Below are 21561 nucleotides of genomic sequence, written 5' to 3'. Positions count from 1 at the left end.
AAACCTGAAAGTTTAAGCCTTTTTTGAATTTGATGGTGCCGGCACACGGATTCGAACTGTGGACCTACTGATTACAAGTCAGTTGCTCTACCAACTGAGCTATGCCGGCAACGTGGCGAGCATTTTACCTAATCTAGCTAAAAAGACAAGCGAAAAAATGAGCAATTAAATCTTGGCGGTGAGAGAGGGATTCGAACCCTCGATACGCGCAAACGTATACACACTTTCCAGGCGTGCTCCTTCAGCCACTCGGACACCTCACCAAGGTGTGCGATAGTAACCAAAAAAAAGCCAGCTGCCAAGTTATCACTAAACAGATTTGCAGAAAAAGTTTTGAGCTAGTGGTAAGATGGCACGATCTCAAAGTTGATTTGATTGAAATATATGCAAAGTTCTGCAAAAAAAGCCGCATTGCCAGTGATGACATTGGCAGCCTTAGGGGTGGTCTTTGGAGACATTGGAACAAGTCCGTTATATGCCATACGAGAATGTTTTAACACAGGACATATGGCGATCAGTGAAGCATCGGTACTTGGGATCTTATCGCTAATCTTTTGGTGCATGAACTTAACCATTAGCTTTAAATATGTTTCCGTGATCATGCGTGCAGATAACAATGGTGAAGGTGGGATTATTTCTTTACTGGCGTTAAACCTTCGCTCAAAAGTATTTTCAGATAAAAATAAAATCTATCTAATTGCACTCGGCTTCATCGGTGCATCGCTTTTCTTCGGTGATGGCATTATTACCCCCGCGATCTCAGTCCTATCTGCAATTGAAGGGCTAAGTATTGTCACCCCTGCGTTTAACCAATGGTTAGTTCCGATTGCATTAGGGATTCTTACAGGGTTGTTCATGGTGCAGCGCCATGGTACTGCAACGATGGGAAAACTTTTTGGTCCTGTTACCCTGTTATGGTTTATCTCGATCGGTCTAGTGGGATTGTGGAGTATTATTCAAACCCCTTATGTCTTGATGATGATCAATCCTTACTGGGCATTTAACTTTGTTTATGAACAGCCGACCATTGCATTTATCACCATGGGAGCAGTGATCTTGACCATGACGGGTGGTGAAGCACTATATGCGGATATGGGACACTTTGGTCGTATGCCGATCAAATTAGCTTGGTTCTGTATCGTACTGCCATGCTTGCTCTTTAACTATGCTGGTCAAGGTGCATTACTACTGCGTAATCCAGCAGCAATTGAAAATCCATTCTACCTTTTGGTTCCAGATTGGGCGTTATTCCCGATGATTGGATTGGCAACGGCTGCCGCGGTTATTGCATCTCAAGCGGTGATCACGGGGGTATTTTCAGTTGCCAATCAGGCGATGCAACTCCGTTATTTACCGAGATTAACCGTGCATCACACCTCTGATGTGGAGCAAGGTCAGATTTATTTGCCATTTATCAACTGGGTGTTGTTTATTTCGGTCTTCATTTTGATTTTACTTTTTGAAAGTAGTACCGAATTAGCTAGTGCTTATGGTGTCGCGGTGACCATGACCATGTTGTGTGGCACCATTCTGATCTCGACTTTGGCATATGGTGTTTGGCGTTGGTCATGGTGGAAAGTGGCATTGCTGGCCATCCCATTCTTACTATTGGACTTAGTTTTTGTTGCATCAACTTCATTAAAAATCTTGGCAGGAGGTTGGGTGCCAATTTTAATTGGTGCGGTGGTCTATACCATTTTGATGACATGGAAGCGTGGTCGTGAGATTGTTTTCAAGCGCATGGAGACAAATGCTTTATCGATTGAATTGTTCATCAAAAGTATTGGAATGAGCAAGGAAACACAATTTGTTCCGGGTGAAGCGATCTTTTTGACAGGAACGCCAAATATTGTGCCTCATGCGATGTTGCATAATATTAAGCACAATAAAGTACTGCATGAACGCAATGTAATCGTTACGGTATATACCCAAGATATTCCATATGTGGCACGAGAAGATCGAATCAAAGTCGAAAAACTCGATGATCATTTCTATCGTATCTACATGTATTATGGTTTTAAAGATCAACCGAATATCCCAAATGCGTTGGAACAAGCATATCAAGAGCTTGGTTTTGAGTTTGATATGATGCAAATGAGTTTCTTTATTTCACGAGATCGTATTGTACATACGGTGGGTGACGGAATGTCTCCTTGGCGCGAAAAGCTGTTTATTTCGATGCAACGTAATACCAGTCCAGTCAGCGACTTTTATCAGATTCCAACCAACCGTGTGGTTGAGTTAGGAAGTCAGATCGAAATCTAAACTTGGATCGATAAAAATGGCACCATCGGGTGCCATTTTTTATGTTTGATGATTGAATGTTCAGATTTACGACATAAAGTGTCGTTCTAAGCCGCTGTTCAATGTACAGTAAGGGTTTGACTTGATAAGCTGCGCGTTCATGTTGATTTTGATATGGTTATGGCAAGAAGAACGAGCAGGAAGAGTAAAGCGAAATTCGCTTTTTTGAGCCAAAATTTTGGAAAGATCGTATTAGCGCTGCTTGCAACAAGTAGTTTTGCGATAGCTTTTGGCAATGAAAAAATTGCCAAATTTATTCCCTTGCAAAGCAGTGGTAATCCCACTTGTTTAAAGCAATTTTATCGTGATGTTCCGCCCTTACTCAGCAAAGCCAGTTTGCAAAAAGACAGTTACGCACTGTGCTTTAATGATTTTAATGTGATGTACTCAGGGGTGTCCAAAACACCACTTTGGTCAGCAGCCTATCTGACTCCACAACGTTTGAGTATCAAGATCAAGCGTGAAGACAATTTCCATGAAGAAACGCGTGTAGCGGAACGTCATCGTGCTTTACTATCAGACTATCGTGGTTCAGGTTATGACCGTGGGCATATGGCGCCAAATGGCGATATGAATAATAAAGCCGCACAATACGATAGTTTTTCCTTGGCAAATATGGTACCGCAAGCGCCTAAAAATAATCAGGAAGTCTGGCGTAAAGTTGAGGAAGCGGTACGTGCAGTGGTGAGTAAGCAGCATAAAGATGCTTATGTGATTACAGGTCCCGTGTTTGAAGGACAAAGACTAAAAACCATTGGCAATGGTGTCATTGTTCCAACCGCAGTTTATAAAGCGGTGTATTTGCCGAAGCAGGGGATTATTGGGGCGTATTATGCTCCGAATAATAATTCGCTGCAGGTAAAAGTAGTCAGTGTGTGTTATTTGGAAGAGAAATTAGGCATTAACCTATTTCCCCAATTAACAGAACAACAGAAGCGTAATGTCTATCAATTACCCACCTCAGCACAGCAGGTCAAAGCACAGAGTGAGTTGAAGTATTTGCATTGGGATGGTCAAAGCCAATGTGCAGAAGATGCCAGTGCAGACAGTATTCAAGCGCAACAACAGCAGTTTACAAGTAACTCAGCGCCAACGGCTGAGCGTCCAGTGTCGTCAATAGATGAGGAAGCAAAGCAAGAAGTTATTCGACAGTTGGTGGATATGCTGGTGCAGTATTTTTTACAAGTGTTGAGATAATGTAGGATCACTTGCAAAGCAAGAATGCACAGCGCAGGCTATCTCAAATAAAATAACAATGTGAGGCTGAAATGTTTAAACCGTTTGAAAATGGCAATGAATCTTCGGCGATTGATGATCTGACTTTGGAAAATCAGGTGGATTGCGTCAGTTTGTATGGGAATTTGCAGATCACCAAAGATCAGGTGGGATTGCAAACAGCAAAAGCACTACAGCAGTTCATCAATGATGTGGTCATCGCATTAGAGAAAGACGACTTACCCGAAAAGATTGAGCGTTTGCCTGAAAAGGAAATAGATAATCCATTTTTATAAGCACAATAAAAATGCCTCCTTTTAAAGGAGGCATTTTTTAATCATAAATCGTTGGAACTTCATCATGATTTAGTTATTTTCACGTCCAACCAATTTATAGATCACAGCACCAATCACGGCACCGATAATTGGAGCAACCCAGAATAACCAAAGTTGACCTAACGCCGCTGTTTCAGCAAAGAAAGCAACCCCCGTACTACGTGCAGGGTTTACAGAGGTATTGGTCACTGGAATACTGATTAAGTGAATTAAGGTTAATGCCAAACCAATCGCGATAGGTGCAAAGCCAGCAGGTGCTCGACGATCAGTTGCTCCCATAATGATGATTAAGAAGAATGCAGTTAATACCACCTCGATAATAAAGGCTGAGCCGAGTGAGAAATTATTTGGGGATAAATCACCAAAACCATTACTCGCGAAACCACCTGTACCTGCAAAGCCAGCTTGACCTTGTACAATGATGTAAAGCACCAAGGCTGCAACTGTTGCACCAATCACTTGTGAAATAATATATGGTGCGAGTTCTTTGGCTTCAAAACGACCACCCACCCACAAGCCAACGCTGACAGCAGGGTTAAAATGTCCTCCAGAAATATGCCCAAATGCATATGCACCTGTTAATACAGTAAGACCGAATGCAAGTGCTACGCCCGCAAAGCCAATACCAAGTTCTGGATAAGCTGCTGCTAAAACAGCACTACCACAACCACCAAAAACAAGCCAAAAGGTGCCTAGAAATTCTGCTAAATATTTGTTCATTGTTATCACCAAACCATGTATAAAAAATAAAAAAACATCCAAAAAAATTTATTATGGATTTTCTGATGACCTGTGAAAAAAATGTGAATTAATTCACACAGGTTCTACGCTCTTGTATAAATGCTGTAAAAACAATGAACAGTTGTGAAACCGTAAGTTTGAATTGAGTTTTATTACGAATTGTAAATTGTGTTGTTGTTCCGCCACTGTTGCGGTGTTTTCCCTGTCCAAAGCTTAAAAGCACGTTGAAAAGCACTTTGTTCCGAATAACACAGTAACAAGGCGATTTCTTGCAGACTAAGGTGGGGGTCTTTTAAATATTCTGTTGCCAACATAAAGCGAACTTGCTGAACACGTGCCTGAAACGTAGTGTCCTGTTGCTGCAAGTGTCGTTGAAGCTGTCGAACTGAAAGTCCTAGCTTTTCAGCAATAAAGTCGATTTGGTATTGGTCCTTTTGCAGCCCTGTCAAAATGGCATGCTGTAAACGTTGGTCGAGTTGTGTGGAGTTCGGGAGCTTTTCCAATAGGGCTTGGGCTTGTTGCAATAACAATTGCTGTAGTGTGTGATCACCTGTTTTTAGCGGTTTAAATGCTTCGGTCACGGGTAAAAGAAGCTGTGTTTTCGGTTGTTCAAAGCGGACTTTACAACGGAAATATTGCTCGTAAATATGTATGTTCTTGGGTGCAATATTGACGAAATGAACTTCGTGTAAATGAATTGTTTCGCCAGACATAAATAATTTGAGAAATTGCACCATTAAGGCAATCGCAATTTCATCTGTAAGTTGGGTGGGGTGAGGCTCTGGTGCTTCCCAACGGATAGATGCATAAGGATGATCAAACTCTACAATCAAGGGACTACCATCATAAATAAGACGATGAAAATCATGATAACGAGCCAACGCTTCGCCAAGGTTTTCACATGACAGTGCCAGATAAGCAATGATGCCTAAATGTTTGGGCTGAACATATTCAGCGATTTCCAGCCCTAAGGCGGTGGTGGGATGTATGCAGTTGAGGTCTTCCAGCAAATCTCGCCAAATGACATAATCGAAGCGTTCTTGATTTTGAACACGCTGTAATTGTTCTGGAATAGCGATATGTTTCGCTTCACAGTAGGCTTTTAATAAATGCCCTAAACCACCGAAAACAGAACCTGTATAGTTTTTGAGTTGAGACATCCTGTCCGTTCCCATCTTGTCGTGTTTTGTCAATATTAATATATCGTATCGTCAATACTTCGCCTATAAAAATTTATATCTTAAATAAGAAGAAGGAAATATCAGGAGAAAACCATGTTCAAGGGGTTCATCGCAGGTTTGGCAGTTGCCAATGCATTTGAGTGGTTTGCACATAAATATATTTTGCATGGTGTCCATCGACCAGGACAGCCACGTTATAGCCCTGTACCAAAAAGCATGGAGTCACACTGGGCACATCATCGTGAAGTCCGTAAACAGGAATTTTCGGATGAATGCTATGTACAAGGATTTGAACATTGGCGCACACGTAACGAAGTGATGTCCTTGGCCGTTGTGGCTGGAGTGGCAAGTGTGGCGTTCTATCCATTTTCAAAAGGAATGTCACTCGCTGCACTTTATAGCGCTGGGAATTATTATTATGTACATCGTCGTGCGCATTTAGAGCCAGACTGGGCAAGACGTACCATTCCTTGGCACTATGATCATCACATGAATTCAAATCAAGATGCCAATTGGTGTGTGACACGTCCTTGGTTTGACTACGTCATGGGAACGCGGGTGGTATCTTCTGCTGATTTAAAAGAAGCCAATCCACTTGGCTTGCCATTGCCAGCGCCTATTTCTAAAGTACTAACGCAAGCGATTGAATCCATTTTTCCTGCTAAATGGGTGGAGCAAAAACCAAAATTAGTGACTACCGCTCAGGTAAAGGACACCGAAACAGTATCAGTGGCATCTTGATGAAAAACGCAAAGAGGGTATTTTGGATAAAATATGATGATGACCATGTGCTTATGTCGTGAATTGTCAATAATATAGGGTTTTACTGTCAATATTTACCACTTGATTATCGCTATGTTAGTGCAAGCAGCGTGAATGTTTCAGATTAATCCAGTGTTATTGTTGTTGAAGTTACCCTCTGGCGTTGAATAAACGCAGTTTCTATACCTTGCATAGCAAGGTATTTTTTTGACTACAATTTCTCGAATAAAAAAACCTCCCAAGCGATCATGCTGGGAGGTTGTGTTTATCGCTTTAATGCTTATAAACGCATTTCAATACCTTGATCAGCCAGATATTGTTTCGCTTCTGGAATAGTATGTTGGCCAAAGTGAAAAATAGAGGCTGCCAATACTGCATCAGCACCGCCTTTTAAAATACCATCAGCTAAGTGCTGTAAATTGCCAACACCACCTGAAGCGATGGTTGGAATGCTGACACGATCATTAATTTGGCGCATCAAGGCAATATCATAGCCTGCTTTAGTGCCATCAGCATCCATACTGGTAATTAACAACTCACCCGCACCGAAGTCTGCCATTTTGACCGCCCATTCAATGGCATCGATACCTGTTGGCTTGCGGCCGCCATGGGTAAAGATTTCCCACTTATTTTCGCCTGTTTGCTTGGCATCGATTGCGACCACGATGCATTGTGCACCAAAACGTTGTGATGCTTCTTGAACAAACTCAGGCGTAAACACTGCCGCCGAGTTAATACTCACTTTATCCGCACCTGCGTTGAGCAATAAGCGAATATCCTCAACTTTACGGACACCACCGCCTACAGTTAAAGGAACGAAGACGCTTTCTGCCATTCGCTCTACGGTACGATAAGTCGTATCACGTCCATGATGGGTGGCAGTAATATCTAAAAAGGTAATTTCGTCGGCACCTTGTTCGTTATAACGACGAGCAACTTCTACAGGATCACCTGCATCACGAATATCAAGGAATTGAACGCCTTTGACGACTCGACCATTATCAACATCTAAGCAAGGGATAATACGTTTTGCGAGCATAAAATTTTCCAAAAAATCGCCAATAAAGAAAGGAGACCGACTTAGGTGCTACACCTTCATGGTGGGAAAGGGTATTCTATCAAACTTCACAGCTATTTTTTGCAGGTTTTCCATGTCGGTTTATACCCCGTTGAGTTTAGAAGAAGTTCAAGCCTTTGCTGAGCCTTATGGTTTGGCAGTGATTGATCTGATTCCGATCCAAGGCGGTATCCAAAACACCAATTATTTTTTGGTGGATCAAACACAAAAGCAATATGTTTTGACAGTATTTGAAGAGTTAGATGCGGAAGGTGCGGGTGAGTTGGTCCCTGTATTGGACTGTTTGGGTGAGGCAGGTGTTGCTGTCGCGGTGCCACTCAAGCACCATGGTCAAGCGATTCATAGTATTGCAAATAAACCCGCCCAAATTGCACCCCGTTTGATGGGCGTACATCCCGAAGATGCCACGATAGAACAGATTCAAGCGATCGCTCAAGCTCAAGCAAAAATGCATTTGGCTTTAAAAGATTTTCCTTTAGTGCGTGATTTTAATCGCAATCATCAGTATTGGACTGAAGTTGCTGAACAGTTGAAACCTCACATGAATCAAGCGGATCAGGACTTATTGGCGCAGGTTTTTCAACAATTTGCAGACATTACTCAGCAGCATCCAGATCGACCAATAGGTTTTATTCATTCAGATTTGTTTAGAGACAATACGCTGTTTGAAGGCGATCAATTGCAGGGGATTTTAGATTTTTATGAGTTGAATCAGGATGAATGGCTATTTGATATTGCGATTAGTATCAATGACTTTTGTACTGCCTATCCGCAAGCTCATCTTGATCAAGCTAAAGCCGACGCATTCTTGCAAGCTTATCAAACGATTCGTATGCTCACCCAAGATGAGAAAGCGTGTTTGGATGTGTTTTTGGCGATGGCTGCATGCCGTTTTTGGAGTATGCGTTTGCAAGTTGCACAAAAAAATGCCGAACATGGACGTACAGGTGGCGATATTTTGCAAAAAGATCCAATGGAAATGCGCATGATGTTGCAAGACCGTTTACAACAGATCACAGCTTAGGGAGACGTCATGCGAGATCAAGGTCGATTAGTTGAATGGTTTGATGAAAAAGGTTACGGTTTTATTCAACCCAATGATGCATTTAAAGATCGTGTTTTTTTACATATCAAAGACTTTGCTCGTCCTGGGCCTCGTCCTATCGTTGGTTGTGCGTTGGAATACCTTGTGATTTTGGATGAACGTGGGCGTTATCGTGCACAGCAAGTCACTTATTTGAAAGCATCGCAAGTGATTGAGCATAAGGCAGCACCGACCAAATCTCAGCAGAAACAGACATGGACGCCGATGAAAATTGGAATCTTGGTTTATATCGGCTTTATGGTAATTGCCAGTTTGGCCAAATGGTTACCGCCATATAGCTTACTGTTTGTGAGCTTGATGAATGCACTAAGTTATTGGCTATATGCTCAAGATAAAGAAGCGGCGCAGTTGGGCAATCGCCGTGTACCTGAACAGACTTTACATATTGTCGATGCTTTGGGTGGATGGTGCGCTGGTTGGTACGCTCAGCAAAAACTGAGACATAAAACACAAAAACAACCGTTTCGTCAGATATATTTCTGTACCATAGCTTTTCATATATTGTTGATATGTTGGTTAATTTCTCCTCTTAATGTTTTTTACTAAATTATGGGGAGTTGGTTCGTCCTGGAGAAATAAAAAATGAATTATTCTGTTGATCAAGATCCGAATCGCACCTTGACCTTAATTCTTTATGTTCTTTATATTATTGCGATTTTTACTGGTGGTTTGTTAGCAATCGTGGCTTTGATCATTAACTATGTCAAACGTCGTGATGTGCAAGGCTCAATTTTTGAGAGTCATTTTACATGGCAGATCCGCACTTTCTGGTGGTATCTGGCATGGAATATTATCGCCTTTATTCCGTTCCTTTTCCTGTTTTTTACAGGTGATAATCCGAACGTATTTGCAGGTGTTGCACTTTCTGCGGTTACATTCGCGTTTGCTGTCGTGTTCGTCGCATGGGTTTGGATTGTTTATCGTGCCATTCGTGGTTTGATCGCACTCAATGATAATAAACCGATGTATTCTTAATTTATTTTTAATTGAAGAGTTGGTGAAGAGAGCTTTTTAGCTCTCTTTTTTATTTTCAAAGAATTTAAATTTCAATTCACTGACCAATACGCCTAGAACTACGAGTAATCCACCAAACAAAGCCAACAGTGGTAAACGTTCGCCAGCAATGCGTCCAAATAATCCTGCCCAAACGGGTTCACCCGCATAAATGATCGCAGCACGTGTTGGATCAACCATTTTTTGCGCCCAGTTCATAACAAATTGAATCAATGCGCTTGCTAGTCCTAAACCAACTGCAATAAAGACTAGTGGCCATGAAAATGCAGGAAGCTGATGTTCACCCACGAGTGGCATGCAAGCAAATGACAAAACAGAGGCAACGATGAGCTGGACAACAGTGACACGTCTTAAATTGACCTTGCCAGCAAAAAAGCCAATCAAGATAATTTCTAAGGCAATCACAAATGCGCAGATCAAGGTCAGGGCTTGTCCATAACTCAAGGTGATACTCGAAAAACCATTACCGGTTAGCAACACCAAACCGATAAATGCCAAGGCTGTGCCAATCCATGTCATCAAAGCAGGACGCTTCTGAAAAATAATCCACATTAAAATTGGAACCAAGGGGACATACAATGCCGTCAAAAAGGCGGATTCACTACTGAGTATAATTTGCAAACCAATGGTTTGTGTTCCATAGCCAATTGCGATCATGACTCCAATTGCTGTACCTGCAAAGGTTTCTTTTAAGGTTAAGCCTGTCATTGATTTTAATGAAATCAGGAGGATTGCGAATGCCGCCACTGCAAAGCGACAGCCAACAAAAAACATTGGCGTACTAAAATTCAGTGCATATTGCACCGCTAGAAATGTCCCGCCCCAAATGACGGTAATCAAAATCAGCGCCATTTGGGGAAGATAAGAGTTAGATTTTTGCATGTGTTCCATATTTATCAATCATGATTGAACTGGCTTCATTCAACCCTCGTACCGTGACATTGACCCCGTTTCTTTGGAACTTATTGACCACAGAATCCAACATTGCCACAGAGGTGACATCCCAAATATGAGAATGGGTTAAATCAATAATGACGTCATTGATATTTTCTTTAAAGTCAAAACCCTGCATGAACTTTTCTGCGGAGCTGAAAAAGATCTGTCCCCTGAGATCATAAACACGGGTTGAACCTTCGAGGTGGCGTTCTACACGAATATCATTTTCCAATTTATTGGCAAGGAACAAGGCAGAAAGCAGCACACCAGTAAGTACCCCAAGTGCAAGATTATGGGTTGCCACAACAACGATCACGGTTGCGATCATCACAATGTTACTGCTTTGCGGATTTTCTTTAAAACTGGTGAGCGACTTCCATTCAAAGGTACTGATTGAGACCATAATCATGACAGCAACCAAGGCCGCCATTGGAATAACTCTCAGCCAATCACTAATAAATACCACCAGAATCAGAAGGAAAACACCTGCTGAGAATGTAGATAATCGTGTTAAACCACCTGATTTGACGTTAATCATGGATTGACCAATCATGGCACATCCCGCCATACCCCCCATAAAGCCCGAAGCAATATTGGCAATACCTTGACCTTTACATTCTTGGAATTTATCACTCGGCGTATCTGTCATTTCGTCCACAATCGTGGCAGTCATCATCGACTCAAGTAAACCCACGGCTGCAAGTGCAATCGAATAGGGCAAGATGATCGTCAATGTTTCAAGGTTTAAAGGGATATCAGGTAACAAAAACACTGGAAGGGTATCTGGTAATTGCCCCATATCCCCAACGGTGCGAACATCAATACCGAAGCTAATCGCGATCAGGGTAATGATGATGATACACATCAATGGAGAAGGAATTAATTTGCCGATTTTAGGTAGTAAAGGAAATAAATAGATGATTGCTAAACCGAGTGCAACCAAGACATACACATACCAAGTCACATTAATCAGTTCAGGAAGCTGCGCCATAAAAATGAGAATAGCAAGCGCATTCACAAAGCCAATCACCACTGATTTAGAGACAAATCGCATTAACTTTGCCAGTTTTAAATAACCCGCAATGATTTGAATCACCCCAGTCAGGATGGTGGCAGCAAGTAAATATTCTAAACCATGCTCTTTGACTAAGGTGACCATGAGTAAGGCCATTGCACCTGTGGCAGCGGAGATCATGCCCGGTCTTCCGCCGACAAATGAGATGACGACTGCGATACAAAAAGAAGCGTATAAACCAATTTTGGGATCGACACCCGCGATGATGGAAAATGCAATCGCTTCAGGGATCAGGGCCAAGCCGACCACAAGACCCGCCAGCACATCGCCACGGATATTAGAGAACCATTGTTCTCGTACATTGGAAAACATAGAAATAGCCTATTTCATTAAAAATATAAAAGGCTAGTGATGTGATATATAACAAACACACGACTACACCACATCACTAGACAGTGATGAGTTATTTACAAAAGGGGGCTGTAAAAACTAGGGTGGCGTAAGTGTCATTATAAAATTGGAGAGTAAGATAAAAATCGGTACAAGGATAACATTTAAGCTTAAAAAGCTCTAGCCATTATTTAAATCACTAGAGCTCTTGATCAATTACAAACGATCTTCATCCAGTAATAACTGTGCTTCACGAAGGTTTAGTGTACCTTCATAAATCGCCCGACCTGTGATCGCACCTAAAATGCCTTTTTGGCCTTTTAAATTACGCACATCATCGAGGTTGGTTACACCGCCTGAAGCGATCACCGGTAAGCCAGAATATTGCGCTAGGTTCACGGTTTGCTCTACGTTGACCCCTTGCATCATGCCATCACGTGCAATATCAGTGTAAACGATGCTAGATACACCGGCATCTGCAAAACGTTTTGCTAAATCAGTGGCTTTTACATCGGTGACATTTGCCCAACCATCAGTTGCCACCATGCCATTGATCGCATCAATACCCACAATAATATGACCTGCAAAGCGTTTACATGCTTCTTCAACAAACTCAGGCTCTTTCACTGCTTTTGTCCCAATAATGACAAAAGTTACGCCAGCATCAAGATAGTGTTCAATGGTTTCAAGTGAACGAATACCACCACCGATTTGAATCGGGAGTTCAGGTTGTGCACGCGCAATCGCTTCGACAACTGGTTTATGAATCGGTGTACCTGCGAAAGCACCATTTAAATCAACTAAGTGTAATCGACGTGCACCTTCATTGACCCAGTGCTGTGCTGTTGCGACAGGATCATCAGAGAAAACGGTATCGTCTTCCATACGACCTTGTTTTAAACGAACACATTTGCCATCTTTCAGGTCAATTGCAGGGATGATTAGCATGCTTTCGCTCCTTGCGTCATCATGGAGTTTAAATTGGCTACATATTAGCAAAGTATTGTTCAATCGCTAAGCTTTGGATGTTAGACGACTGCATCTTTCTTTAGATTTTGTGTTCATAAAAAAGCCAAGCATTATAGCTTGGCTGGATGATGTCGGGATAAGGTATGTTATTCAGTATCGTATTGTTGATATTGCATTTGAATTTGTTGGCTTCGCTCAACGTAGTCTTGATACGCTGGTAGTGCGATTGCTCCGATAATACCGAAAACAAATGCCAGTGGAATAATCACAATATAGATCCAGCCGAATACTTTTTCCCAACCTGCTGTTTCTCGTAGAGGACCATAACTATTTTCACCATCTGAACCTTTGGCTGCGAGTAGATAGATTAAAAATATGAAGTTGAAGAAGGGGATAAGCATTAACAATGATAGCCAACCTGTTTGATTGCGATCATGTAAACGGCGAATAGTGAAAATAAAAGATACATAAATCATTGCAGCATAAATCACAATGAAAAGTAGTATGGTGATTAAGGGAAAATCACTGCTTGCTAGAAGATTGCCACCAAAACTTGCGAAGGCCAAAATGAAAATAACGATGCAAAGTACGATCGTCATTAACAGTGTCCATGCGGCAAAAGATAATCGACCAAAACGGCCTTTAGCGCTGAGTGGATGATCCACAGTTGGAGTAGATGAATTCATTTTATGCCTTTTTAGATGTTTTTATACAATTGTTCAAAATGGAAGGGGCTGTATAGATGCGAATAATAAAGAAAATAATATGAGAATGACAGAATATTTTTATAAAAGCAGATCAAATGAATACATTTGATCTGCTATGGTTTTTCTAATTAGATTTTCCATTCCACAAAGTTTTTCAACAACTGCAAACCAGCGGTATGACTCTTTTCAGGGTGGAATTGAGTGGCAAATAAATTATCTTTGTGAATCGCAGTACAGAAATTCACCCCATAATCACAAGTTGCCGCAATCACAGACGAGTCATTTGGTTCAACATAATAACTATGGACAAAATAAAAACGCGCATCTTGTTCGATGTTGTTCCACATCGGATGGCTTGGGTCAAGTTGATGTACTTGATTCCAACCCATGTGAGGGACTTTTAAGTTTGGCATTTCTGGAAAATGCTTCACCACACCATCAAAAATTCCAAGTGCATCCACACCACCATTTTCTTCTGATGTTTGCAATAAGGCTTGCATGCCTACACAAATTGCGAGAACAGGCTTGTTAAAAGCAGCCTGACGGACCACTTCATCAATTCCAGCTTCGTGCATGCCTTGCATACAGTCACGCATTGCGCCTACACCTGGAAATACGATTTTATCTGCTTTCGCAACTAACTTAGGATCATTAGTGACATCAACAGTTGCACCGACATGTTCGAGTGCTTTCGCAGCAGAGTGTAAGTTGCCCATGCCATAGTCAAGTAAAGCAATACGAGTCATTACAAACTACCTTTGGTTGACGCAATGGTATTTTCTGCACGAGGGTCTACTTCACATGCCATACGCAACGCACGTGCCAATGCTTTAAACACGCTTTCAATTTGGTGGTGGCTGTTTTTACCTTTCAGGTTATCAATATGCAAGGTCATCAGTGCGTGATTGACAAAACCTTGGAAAAATTCTGAAAATAAATCGACATCGAATGTTCCGATACGTGCGCGAGTAAATGGAATATCCATAAACAAACCAGGGCGACCAGAAAGATCCACCACAACACGAGATAAGGCTTCATCTAAAGGTGCATAAAAATGACCGTAGCGTTTTAAACCTTTTTTATCGCCTAAAGCTTGAGCAAAGGCTTGCCCCAAGGTGATTCCACAATCTTCAACAGTATGGTGATCATCGATTTCTAAGTCGCCATCGCAATGAATATCGATATCAAATAGACCATGGCGCTTGATTTGATCAATCATATGGTCTAAAAATGGAACTCCAGTGTTGAGTGTGCCTTGACCAGTACCATCGAGATTGAGACGAACTCGAATTTTTGTTTCGTTGGTATTTCTTACCACTTCACTGATACGTTGCGTCATGGACACGTTCCTCAAAAAACGTCAAAAATGATTGAATTAAAAACCAATAGTTTCGCTGTGACGAAAAAGTGACAGCATCATAGTTTGCTCAGGAGGGTTAATCAATGCCTATTAGCGTACATGCTTACAGTTCACTAGAAAATCTAGGAATTCGCACCCAGCTAGAGCGACTTTATGACACCAGCCCAGAGTTTGGTGATGGGCAAGATGCAATGGAGCAACTTGAACAAAATCTACAGCAATATACCACAGTTTATACCGCTGAATTTAACAGCAAAATTATAGGTGCAATTTGGGTGACAGGACAAGGTGAAAGCCGTGTTTTGGAATATGTGGTGGTGCATCCTGCAAATCGTGGTCGTGGTGTGGCAGAACGCCTTGTGGAAGAGGTGTGTCGTATGGAGGAAGAACAAGGGGTGAAATTGTTTGAACCAGGGTGTGGTGCAATCCATCGTTGCTTATCGCATATTGGTAAAATTTAAATCGCTTGGATAATGGGTTGCAGTAAAATTAAGCGCTCAATCGAAAAATCCATAAATATACTTGACGGATTTTGACAAACATTGTTTAATACGCCCACTTTGGCGCGATAGCTCAGTCGGTAGAGCAACGGATTGAAAATCCGTGTGTCCCCAGTTCGATCCTGGGTCACGCCACCATAGATTCAAATTTCAATCCCTGATCCCATCAGGGATTTTTTTTGCCTAGTGCTTGTCTGAAAAATAAGCATTTAAATCAAAAGCTCATGATATTGATTGACTATTTTGGCTAGATACGGCTTAATACACGCCATTGGCGCGATAGCTCAGTCGGTAGAGCAACGGATTGAAAATCCGTGTGTCCCCAGTTCGATCCTGGGTCACGCCACCATATTCAAAAAACCCCAAACGAAAGTTTGGGGTTTTTTTATTGCTTTGACTGAATTAGAAAAATGATTTTTAACCCTTTGATTAATTTATTTTGTTGATTAATCATGTATCTTTGAGCTAATCTTCGGCTTGTATTTCGCTGAGTATGCTTATGTGAAACGATGTGAATTCAAAAAATAATAAGCGTGCGGAATTAAAAACTTGAGTGCAACAACTCAAACAAACAAAACTTTTAATTAGATAAAATGATAAAGGCCTTAATATGTTATCCAAAATCAAATTAGCGACTGCTGCATTATTGTTAGGTGCTTTAACGGCATGTGGAGGAGGAGATGGTGATGATTTTAACTCTTCTTTCTCTAAAACCATTACTAAAAATGGGGTGACCTATGTTTGTAAATCGCAGTCTGCTGCCAATGCGTGTGAAAATAATAACGATTGTACCGCCTGTGAGACCTCAACACCGGGTGCTGTGATTACTGCACAGTGTGTCACAGGGGCTGGCACAGTCAAAGCGACTGAAAATGGATGTATCGCAACCATTGGTAACGCGCAACAAACCAATGTCTGTTCTGGAACTGCATTGAAAATGCTAACAGGCATAGGTCATACCAAACAGAAAGTAATTGCTGAAGGCGCAACATTTAGTAAGGGTAGCGCCGTATTAAATGGCATTAAAGTGAGCTGTAGCTAACTTACTCATTAAATATATTGATGAAAATTAAAGGTGACGCGCTCACCTTTAATTTTGGGGTCCATCATGGAAAAGTATTTATATATTTTGTTCTTAGTCGTTGGCTTTGGTCTAGGGTATTTAGTGGCTGATTTTAAGCAAATCATCCCTTCATCTGCGCCACTCGATAAACATGCAAAGAGTACATCGATGGTCGTTAACGATTTACAAGCAATCGTCGCTTCAGTGCCATCACCGATAACCAACAGCGCAGCATCATCAATTAAGACCTTGTCAGAGCAGCAACGCGAACAAGTGTCTAAGATTATTGAACATGCATCTGAACAGCAAATCGATGAATATTTAAATAAAGCTTTTCCCAAACAGGATTTCACTGCGATCCAAAATAAAAAATTGTTTGCTCAACGGGCTTTAGAAGAATTGAGTTCGCATAATGATCAACAGACTTTATCTGGTCGTTTAGTGTTAGGACGTACCCCTGTGATGCCGCAAATCTCTGAGGATTTGAGTCAGATCCATTCAAATCAGAGTATTTTTGCGCATTTTGATACTTTGGGTAAGTTCCCCGCGGATGAGCAAATATTTATTCGTTGGTTAAACCGTGACACTGGCGAAGTGTTGATGTTTACGCCACGAAAGATTACCCAAGATGTTTCCCAAAACTGGGTAAGTGCTGTGCCTCCAACAGGATGGCAAATAGGTATTTATGATGTCAAAGTTTATCAAATGCATGATCAACTTAAGCCGATTGCTCAGGCAAGTTATCGGATTGTTGAGATTTTATAAGCGTGTATCTGTTTATAGATGCAGTAAACTTTAAGTTTGTTGGTTTTGTTGATGATTTCGATGGTGAATGCTATCGAATAACGCTAAATACAAAAGAAGTCGCTATGTAGCGACTTCTTTAGTGTAGAGGTTGTTTTTAAGCTGTTTTAGCGACTTGAGAAGCATTGAGCATATGACCTGTTTCTTCAAAGTTGGCATGCCATGACAGCGCTTCACGCAAAATATGAGGCGTATGCCCGCCACGCTCACAAGCACGATCAAAATAGTCATTCAATGCTGCTTGATACAGTGGATGTACGCAATGATCGATAATCACGCGAGCACGTTCACGTGGTGCTAAGCCTCGCAAATCTGCTAATCCTTGCTCGGTCACTAAAATATCTACATCATGTTCACAATGATCGACGTGGCTTGCCATTGGAACAATTGACGAAATATCACCGCCTTTGGCAATCGATTTAGTTACGAAAATAGCCAAGTGTGCATTACGTGCAAAATCGCCTGAACCGCCAATTCCATTCATCATTTTTGTGCCGCAAACATGCGTTGAGTTTACGTTTCCATAAATGTCAAACTCAAGCGCAGTATTGATCCCAATAATGCCTAAACGTCGTACGATTTCTGGATGGTTTGAAATTTCTTGGGGGCGCAATACCAACTTGTCTTTGTATTGTTCCAAATGACCAAAAACACGTTCGCCGCATTTTGCAGAAAGCGTAATCGAGCTGCCTGAGGCAAACTTGATTTTCCCTGCATCAATGAGTTCAAAAGTACAGTCTTGAAGTACTTCTGAGTACATGACTAAATCTTCAAATGGAGAGTCTTTTAGACCCGTTAGCACAGCGTTGGCAATTGAACCAATGCCAGCTTGTAATGGCCCTAAATTTTTAGCCAAACGCCCCGCTTCAACTTCTTTTTCAAAGAATGAAATTAGGTGATTTGCAATCGCCTGTGTTTCTACATCTGGTGCAGTCACTGTGGATGGAGAGTCCGCCGTATCATTGAAAACAATTCCTGCAATTTTAGCGGGATCAATCGGGATTGCTGTAGAGCCAATACGATCATCGACTTGGGTTAGCGGTACTGGTGTGCGTGTTGGACGATAGGTTGGGATATAAATATCATGTAAACCTTCAAAGTTCTCACTTAATGAGGTATTGATTTCGACAATTACTTTTTCTGCAAAAATCGCAAAACTTGCCGAATTACCCACAGACGTGGTCGGAACGATATGTCCCTGTTCAGTAATCGCAACCGCTTCGATGATGGCAATATCTGGGCGTTTAAGCTGTTGATTACGCATTTGTTCAACAGTTTCAGACAAATGTTGGTCGACAAACATGACTTCACCATGATTGATGGCACGACGTAATGTACTATCCACTTGGAAAGGCATACGACGCGCCAATACACCTGCTTCAGTCAACTGCTTGTCTAAATCGTTGCCTAAACTTGCACCGGTAATTAATGTGATTTTTAACGGATTTTTTTTGGCACGATGGACCAGTGCTTGTGGAACGGCTTTTGCCTCACCTGCACGCGTGAAACCGCTCATGCCAACTATCATATCATTTTCAATAAAGTTGGAAGCCTCATCAGCACTCATAACTTTGTTATGTAGGCTGTGAAGGCGAATGCGACTTAGTGACATCATCCATTCTCAATGTTGCTTTTTATCAGCAATGGATTTTAGACCTAAAATGTGAAAAGTGTATTGAATTTAGGCTAAGGTCTAAGGTGAATAACAATATATTTGATCAAAAATTGTCTGATTAAAAGTGCCCTGTTAGTGTTTGTCTAATTTTATCAATGGTATTACTTTGTGGTTCATCTGATTCAGGTGATGGGATCGGTAATGAAATCACGACTTCTAAACCACCTTGTTCACGGTTACGAATATTGATCTGACCTTGGTGAATATCCACAATTCGTTTCACGATTGCTAATCCGAGTCCACTGCCTTGGATTGTTCTTGCCGAATTACCACGAACGAAAGGTTGCATTAGTTCTTCAACCTGATCCGGTGGAATACCCTCGCCATGATCTGCAACAGTAATCAGAATATGGTCATCAACATGGCTTGCTGATAGTTCAATTGGTTCTGAGCCATAGCGTTTAGCATTATTCAATAAATTTGCAATCAATCGTTTTAATGACAAGCTGCGTGCAGGAATAATCGGCAATTCTTGCATTTCAAACTGGATGTCGAGAGGCTGGAATTGCACCACCAGTTCTTGTAATAAAGTATTGATATTGGTGTCGCTGAGTTCCTCATCCGAACCATCACGCATATACGAGATGAATTGATTTAGGATCGCATCCATATCATCGACATCGTATACCAGACCTTCACGCAGAAACTCATCAGGTAACATTTCCGCGGTGAGACGGATACGTGTTAGTGGTGTACGTAAGTCATGTGAGATACCTGCAAGCATGATTTGACGATCACGTTCGGTCTGCTCAAGCGTATACACCATATGATTAAAGGCTTGATTGACCTGACGAATCTCCAGTGGGCCGTGATTGGTATCTAAATAAGGTGCTTTGCCCGTCTTACTGTAGGTATTCGCCGCATTTTGTAGTCGTCGTAATGGACGATTCATCTGACGAACCAAAATAAGGATAATAATCGAAGAAAGAATCGGCACACCAAATAGCCACGTTGCGATCAGTTCAACGCTGTAGTTGGCATAGGTTTTTAATGGCTCGCGTACCCAGTTGCCATTCATTTCTGGGGTTTGAATCCAGATCCTTGGAATCGGTTTAAATTTAAAATAGACGGTAACGTCATCTACACCTAATTCTTTGGCTAGTTTTTCCTCGATTTGATTGGTGAATAGTTCAGCTAGAAACTTATCTTCAACTTTTGGAAACTCTTTAGGATCAGTAATGTATTCAATGCCGATCCGATTTTTAAGCCATGTATCCACATCGACTTCGGTATCACGATGCAAGATACGGATATCAGGATTGTTAACCAGTTCAAGTTCAATCGCGAGATAGCGTGCATGTTGCTGTAATTCAGGTAAATAGAGCGTACGCCAAAAGAACCATAACGACATGAAAAGGCTGAAAAAAACCATGAGAAGTACCAGTATTGTGGTACGCATGGCTGCGGAACGAGGTTTGATTTTATCTAAAAAGCGTTCCCATTTGGTCCGTGGCCGTTCTGAATAGGCCACGAAATCAGTAAACTCTTGTGGGTCGATAGGTTCAAGTTTCAACGTCTAAATTTCCTGAACTTATTCAGCACCATCTGGAACAAATACATAGCCTACACCCCAAACGGTTTGGATATAGCGAGCACGAGCAGGGTTGTCTTCAATTAAGCGGCGTAAGCGGGAAACTTGGACGTCAATTGAGCGTTCCATTGCACCCCATTCACGACCGCGGGCTAAGTTCATTAACTTATCACGGGTTAAAGGTTCGCGTGGATGCTGAACCAATGCTTTTAATACTGCGAATTCACCTGTGGTTAAGGTGACGACCTGACCTTCACGCGTTAAGGTGCGGGTAGATAGATCAAGTGCCCACGGACCAAAGCTGACCACTTCAACTTGTTGGCTCGGTGCGCCTGGAACTTCGCGAACTTGGCGACGTAATACCGCACGAATACGTGCAAGTAACTCATTTGGGTTAAATGGCTTTGGTAAATAGTCATCAGCACCCGCTTCTAAGCCTGCAATACGATCCGAGTCGCTGCCACGTGCTGTCAGCATGATGATCGGAGTATCAATATTGGATTGGCGCAAACGACGGCAAATACTGAGACCATCTTCAACAGGTAACATAAAATCAAGAACAATCAGCGAGAATAATTCGCGTTGTAGCAAACGATCCATTTGTGTTGCGTCATGGGCAGTTTTAACGACGAAACCTTTGTCTTCGAGGAAGCGTTGTAAAAGCGTACGCAAACGCACATCGTCATCGACCACTAAAATGCGTTCGACGCGGTCTGTTTCATGCTGAACAGTTTCCGTCGATTCGGCAGGTACAACTAAACTCATGCTGTGCTCCTTTATCGTTTATTGTCATCGTCTTTATGCAATGCTATATGAAGTATTGATAATTCAATTATGAAGTATCCGTAGACCCACGAGTATACGATTCATTGCACA

At 41.7% G+C, this 21561-nt stretch carries 22 protein-coding genes and 4 tRNA genes; 12 read left to right on the top strand and 14 right to left on the bottom strand.

Translation table 11 applies throughout. The features are described from left to right. Window positions 1-33 precede the first annotated feature (33 nt). Together F927_RS15640 and F927_RS15635 are read right to left on the bottom strand one after the other, a co-directional pair. Window positions 34-109, bottom strand: a tRNA-Thr gene (locus F927_RS15640). Between the two features lie 64 nt (window positions 110-173). Then, window positions 174-263, bottom strand: a tRNA-Ser gene (locus tag F927_RS15635). Window positions 264-384: 121 nt separating this feature from the next. On the opposite strand from F927_RS15635, the gene F927_RS15630 reads away from it, so the two are divergent. The 3 genes from F927_RS15630 to F927_RS15620 all read left to right on the top strand — a co-directional run bounded on the left by F927_RS15630 (window position 385) and on the right by F927_RS15620 (window position 3815). After that, a complete protein-coding gene (locus tag F927_RS15630; RefSeq protein WP_004641452.1) occupies window positions 385-2265 on the top strand; it encodes a potassium transporter Kup in 1881 nt (626 codons plus the stop codon). Between the two features lie 159 nt (window positions 2266-2424). Continuing rightward, entirely contained in the window at window positions 2425-3501 is a 1077-nt protein-coding gene (locus F927_RS15625; RefSeq protein WP_005087096.1) for a DNA/RNA non-specific endonuclease, read from the top strand. A gap of 71 nt (window positions 3502-3572) precedes the next feature. Next, on the top strand, window positions 3573-3815 hold the full coding sequence (locus F927_RS15620; RefSeq protein ID WP_005087095.1) for a hypothetical protein: 243 nt from the start codon (window positions 3573-3575) through the stop codon (window positions 3813-3815). Window positions 3816-3884: 69 nt separating this feature from the next. Here the strand turns inward: F927_RS15620 and aqpZ are convergent, their stop codons facing one another. Then, entirely contained in the window at window positions 3885-4574 is a 690-nt protein-coding gene (gene aqpZ, locus F927_RS15615) for an aquaporin Z (RefSeq protein WP_004641445.1), read from the bottom strand. A gap of 173 nt (window positions 4575-4747) precedes the next feature. Next, window positions 4748-5755 carry an AraC family transcriptional regulator gene (locus F927_RS15610; protein WP_005087093.1) on the bottom strand — a complete coding sequence of 336 codons (1008 nt, stop codon included), beginning with the start codon at window positions 5753-5755 and terminating at the stop codon, window positions 4748-4750. A 114-nt stretch (window positions 5756-5869) separates the two neighbouring features. Here F927_RS15610 and F927_RS15605 point away from each other — a divergent pair, with 114 nt between their 5' ends. After that, window positions 5870-6517, top strand: a complete 648-nt coding sequence (locus F927_RS15605) for a sterol desaturase family protein (protein WP_005087092.1) — start codon at window positions 5870-5872, stop codon at window positions 6515-6517. A 301-nt stretch (window positions 6518-6818) separates the two neighbouring features. Here the strand turns inward: F927_RS15605 and hisF are convergent, their stop codons facing one another. Beyond that, complete coding sequence (hisF, locus tag F927_RS15600; RefSeq protein ID WP_004641438.1) at window positions 6819-7577, bottom strand: imidazole glycerol phosphate synthase subunit HisF; 759 nt, start codon at window positions 7575-7577, stop codon at window positions 6819-6821. Window positions 7578-7689: 112 nt separating this feature from the next. Between hisF and F927_RS15595 the strand changes: the two genes are divergently transcribed. The 3 genes from F927_RS15595 to F927_RS15585 are packed head-to-tail and all read left to right on the top strand — an operon-like array spanning window position 7690 to window position 9696. Beyond that, window positions 7690-8640 (top strand): homoserine kinase, encoded by a 951-nt coding sequence (locus F927_RS15595; protein WP_005087090.1) that lies wholly within the window; start codon window positions 7690-7692, stop codon window positions 8638-8640. A 9-nt stretch (window positions 8641-8649) separates the two neighbouring features. Then, the gene (locus F927_RS15590) at window positions 8650-9267 is read left to right on the top strand and encodes a DUF1294 domain-containing protein (RefSeq protein WP_005087088.1); all 618 of its coding nucleotides are present in this window, start codon (window positions 8650-8652) and stop codon (window positions 9265-9267) included. A gap of 36 nt (window positions 9268-9303) precedes the next feature. After that, window positions 9304-9696, top strand: a complete 393-nt coding sequence (locus tag F927_RS15585; protein WP_004641431.1) for a DUF4870 family protein — start codon at window positions 9304-9306, stop codon at window positions 9694-9696. 36 nt (window positions 9697-9732) lie between these two features. Here F927_RS15585 and F927_RS15580 read toward each other — a convergent pair whose 3' ends face one another. From F927_RS15580 to hisB, 6 genes are all read right to left on the bottom strand, one after another. Then, window positions 9733-10617, bottom strand: coding sequence for a DMT family transporter (locus F927_RS15580; protein ID WP_005087086.1), 885 nt, complete (start codon window positions 10615-10617; stop codon window positions 9733-9735). Continuing rightward, window positions 10604-12058: a SulP family inorganic anion transporter gene (locus tag F927_RS15575; protein WP_005087085.1), complete on the bottom strand. Its 1455-nt coding sequence runs from the start codon at window positions 12056-12058 to the stop codon at window positions 10604-10606. The genes F927_RS15580 and F927_RS15575 overlap by 14 nt, the downstream gene beginning before the upstream one ends. Before the next feature lie 234 nt (window positions 12059-12292). Continuing rightward, window positions 12293-13024, bottom strand: a complete 732-nt coding sequence (hisA, locus tag F927_RS15570; RefSeq protein ID WP_005087083.1) for a 1-(5-phosphoribosyl)-5-[(5-phosphoribosylamino)methylideneamino]imidazole-4-carboxamide isomerase — start codon at window positions 13022-13024, stop codon at window positions 12293-12295. A gap of 167 nt (window positions 13025-13191) precedes the next feature. Then, entirely contained in the window at window positions 13192-13731 is a 540-nt protein-coding gene (locus F927_RS15565; RefSeq protein WP_005087081.1) for a DUF805 domain-containing protein, read from the bottom strand. Between the two features lie 149 nt (window positions 13732-13880). After that, the gene (hisH, locus tag F927_RS15560; RefSeq protein ID WP_004641424.1) at window positions 13881-14498 is read right to left on the bottom strand and encodes an imidazole glycerol phosphate synthase subunit HisH; all 618 of its coding nucleotides are present in this window, start codon (window positions 14496-14498) and stop codon (window positions 13881-13883) included. Further along, the gene (gene hisB, locus F927_RS15555) at window positions 14498-15091 is read right to left on the bottom strand and encodes an imidazoleglycerol-phosphate dehydratase HisB (RefSeq protein WP_002116767.1); all 594 of its coding nucleotides are present in this window, start codon (window positions 15089-15091) and stop codon (window positions 14498-14500) included. Before hisB ends, hisH begins: the two co-directional genes overlap by 1 nt. A 104-nt stretch (window positions 15092-15195) precedes the next feature. Between hisB and F927_RS15550 the strand changes: the two genes are divergently transcribed. From F927_RS15550 to F927_RS15530, 5 genes are all read left to right on the top strand, one after another. Beyond that, the gene (locus tag F927_RS15550; protein ID WP_005087080.1) at window positions 15196-15573 is read left to right on the top strand and encodes a GNAT family N-acetyltransferase; all 378 of its coding nucleotides are present in this window, start codon (window positions 15196-15198) and stop codon (window positions 15571-15573) included. A gap of 101 nt (window positions 15574-15674) precedes the next feature. Continuing rightward, window positions 15675-15750 (top strand) — tRNA-Phe (locus tag F927_RS15545). Between the two features lie 135 nt (window positions 15751-15885). Next, a tRNA-Phe gene (locus F927_RS15540) sits at window positions 15886-15961 on the top strand. 261 nt (window positions 15962-16222) lie between these two features. Then, entirely contained in the window at window positions 16223-16654 is a 432-nt protein-coding gene (locus F927_RS15535; RefSeq protein WP_004641419.1) for a hypothetical protein, read from the top strand. A 66-nt stretch (window positions 16655-16720) separates the two neighbouring features. Next, entirely contained in the window at window positions 16721-17440 is a 720-nt protein-coding gene (locus tag F927_RS15530; RefSeq protein ID WP_005087079.1) for a hypothetical protein, read from the top strand. A 136-nt stretch (window positions 17441-17576) separates the two neighbouring features. Here the strand turns inward: F927_RS15530 and F927_RS15525 are convergent, their stop codons facing one another. The 3 genes from F927_RS15525 to ompR form a co-directional block, all read right to left on the bottom strand. Beyond that, a complete protein-coding gene (locus tag F927_RS15525) occupies window positions 17577-19091 on the bottom strand; it encodes an acetyl-CoA hydrolase/transferase family protein (RefSeq protein WP_005087078.1) in 1515 nt (504 codons plus the stop codon). Window positions 19092-19212: 121 nt separating this feature from the next. Then, entirely contained in the window at window positions 19213-20667 is a 1455-nt protein-coding gene (locus F927_RS15520) for an ATP-binding protein (protein WP_004641411.1), read from the bottom strand. An 18-nt stretch (window positions 20668-20685) separates the two neighbouring features. Further along, window positions 20686-21450, bottom strand: a complete 765-nt coding sequence (gene ompR, locus F927_RS15515; protein ID WP_004641409.1) for an osmolarity response regulator transcription factor OmpR — start codon at window positions 21448-21450, stop codon at window positions 20686-20688. Window positions 21451-21561: the final 111 nt, after the last annotated feature.

Source organism: Acinetobacter haemolyticus CIP 64.3 = MTCC 9819, from assembly GCF_000369065.1.
Taxonomy (GTDB): Bacteria; Pseudomonadota; Gammaproteobacteria; order Pseudomonadales; family Moraxellaceae; genus Acinetobacter; species Acinetobacter haemolyticus.
The sequence above is the reverse complement of the archived record's forward strand: the minus strand, read 5'-3'. Positions and strand labels throughout refer to the sequence as shown.

Coding starts and splice junctions, on each gene's coding strand:
- F927_RS15630 (WP_004641452.1), top strand. CDS start 385: ATGCAAAGTTCTGCAAAAAAAGCCGCATTGCCAGTGATGACATTGGCA.
- F927_RS15625 (WP_005087096.1), top strand. CDS start 2,425: ATGGCAAGAAGAACGAGCAGGAAGAGTAAAGCGAAATTCGCTTTTTTG.
- F927_RS15620 (WP_005087095.1), top strand. CDS start 3,573: ATGTTTAAACCGTTTGAAAATGGCAATGAATCTTCGGCGATTGATGAT.
- aqpZ (WP_004641445.1), bottom strand. CDS start 4,574: ATGAACAAATATTTAGCAGAATTTCTAGGCACCTTTTGGCTTGTTTTT.
- F927_RS15610 (WP_005087093.1), bottom strand. CDS start 5,755: ATGTCTCAACTCAAAAACTATACAGGTTCTGTTTTCGGTGGTTTAGGG.
- F927_RS15605 (WP_005087092.1), top strand. CDS start 5,870: ATGTTCAAGGGGTTCATCGCAGGTTTGGCAGTTGCCAATGCATTTGAG.
- hisF (WP_004641438.1), bottom strand. CDS start 7,577: ATGCTCGCAAAACGTATTATCCCTTGCTTAGATGTTGATAATGGTCGA.
- F927_RS15595 (WP_005087090.1), top strand. CDS start 7,690: ATGTCGGTTTATACCCCGTTGAGTTTAGAAGAAGTTCAAGCCTTTGCT.
- F927_RS15590 (WP_005087088.1), top strand. CDS start 8,650: ATGCGAGATCAAGGTCGATTAGTTGAATGGTTTGATGAAAAAGGTTAC.
- F927_RS15585 (WP_004641431.1), top strand. CDS start 9,304: ATGAATTATTCTGTTGATCAAGATCCGAATCGCACCTTGACCTTAATT.
- F927_RS15580 (WP_005087086.1), bottom strand. CDS start 10,617: ATGCAAAAATCTAACTCTTATCTTCCCCAAATGGCGCTGATTTTGATT.
- F927_RS15575 (WP_005087085.1), bottom strand. CDS start 12,058: ATGTTTTCCAATGTACGAGAACAATGGTTCTCTAATATCCGTGGCGAT.
- hisA (WP_005087083.1), bottom strand. CDS start 13,024: ATGCTAATCATCCCTGCAATTGACCTGAAAGATGGCAAATGTGTTCGT.
- F927_RS15565 (WP_005087081.1), bottom strand. CDS start 13,731: ATGAATTCATCTACTCCAACTGTGGATCATCCACTCAGCGCTAAAGGC.
- hisH (WP_004641424.1), bottom strand. CDS start 14,498: ATGACTCGTATTGCTTTACTTGACTATGGCATGGGCAACTTACACTCT.
- hisB (WP_002116767.1), bottom strand. CDS start 15,091: ATGACGCAACGTATCAGTGAAGTGGTAAGAAATACCAACGAAACAAAA.
- F927_RS15550 (WP_005087080.1), top strand. CDS start 15,196: ATGCCTATTAGCGTACATGCTTACAGTTCACTAGAAAATCTAGGAATT.
- F927_RS15535 (WP_004641419.1), top strand. CDS start 16,223: ATGTTATCCAAAATCAAATTAGCGACTGCTGCATTATTGTTAGGTGCT.
- F927_RS15530 (WP_005087079.1), top strand. CDS start 16,721: ATGGAAAAGTATTTATATATTTTGTTCTTAGTCGTTGGCTTTGGTCTA.
- F927_RS15525 (WP_005087078.1), bottom strand. CDS start 19,091: ATGTCACTAAGTCGCATTCGCCTTCACAGCCTACATAACAAAGTTATG.
- ompR (WP_004641409.1), bottom strand. CDS start 21,450: ATGAGTTTAGTTGTACCTGCCGAATCGACGGAAACTGTTCAGCATGAA.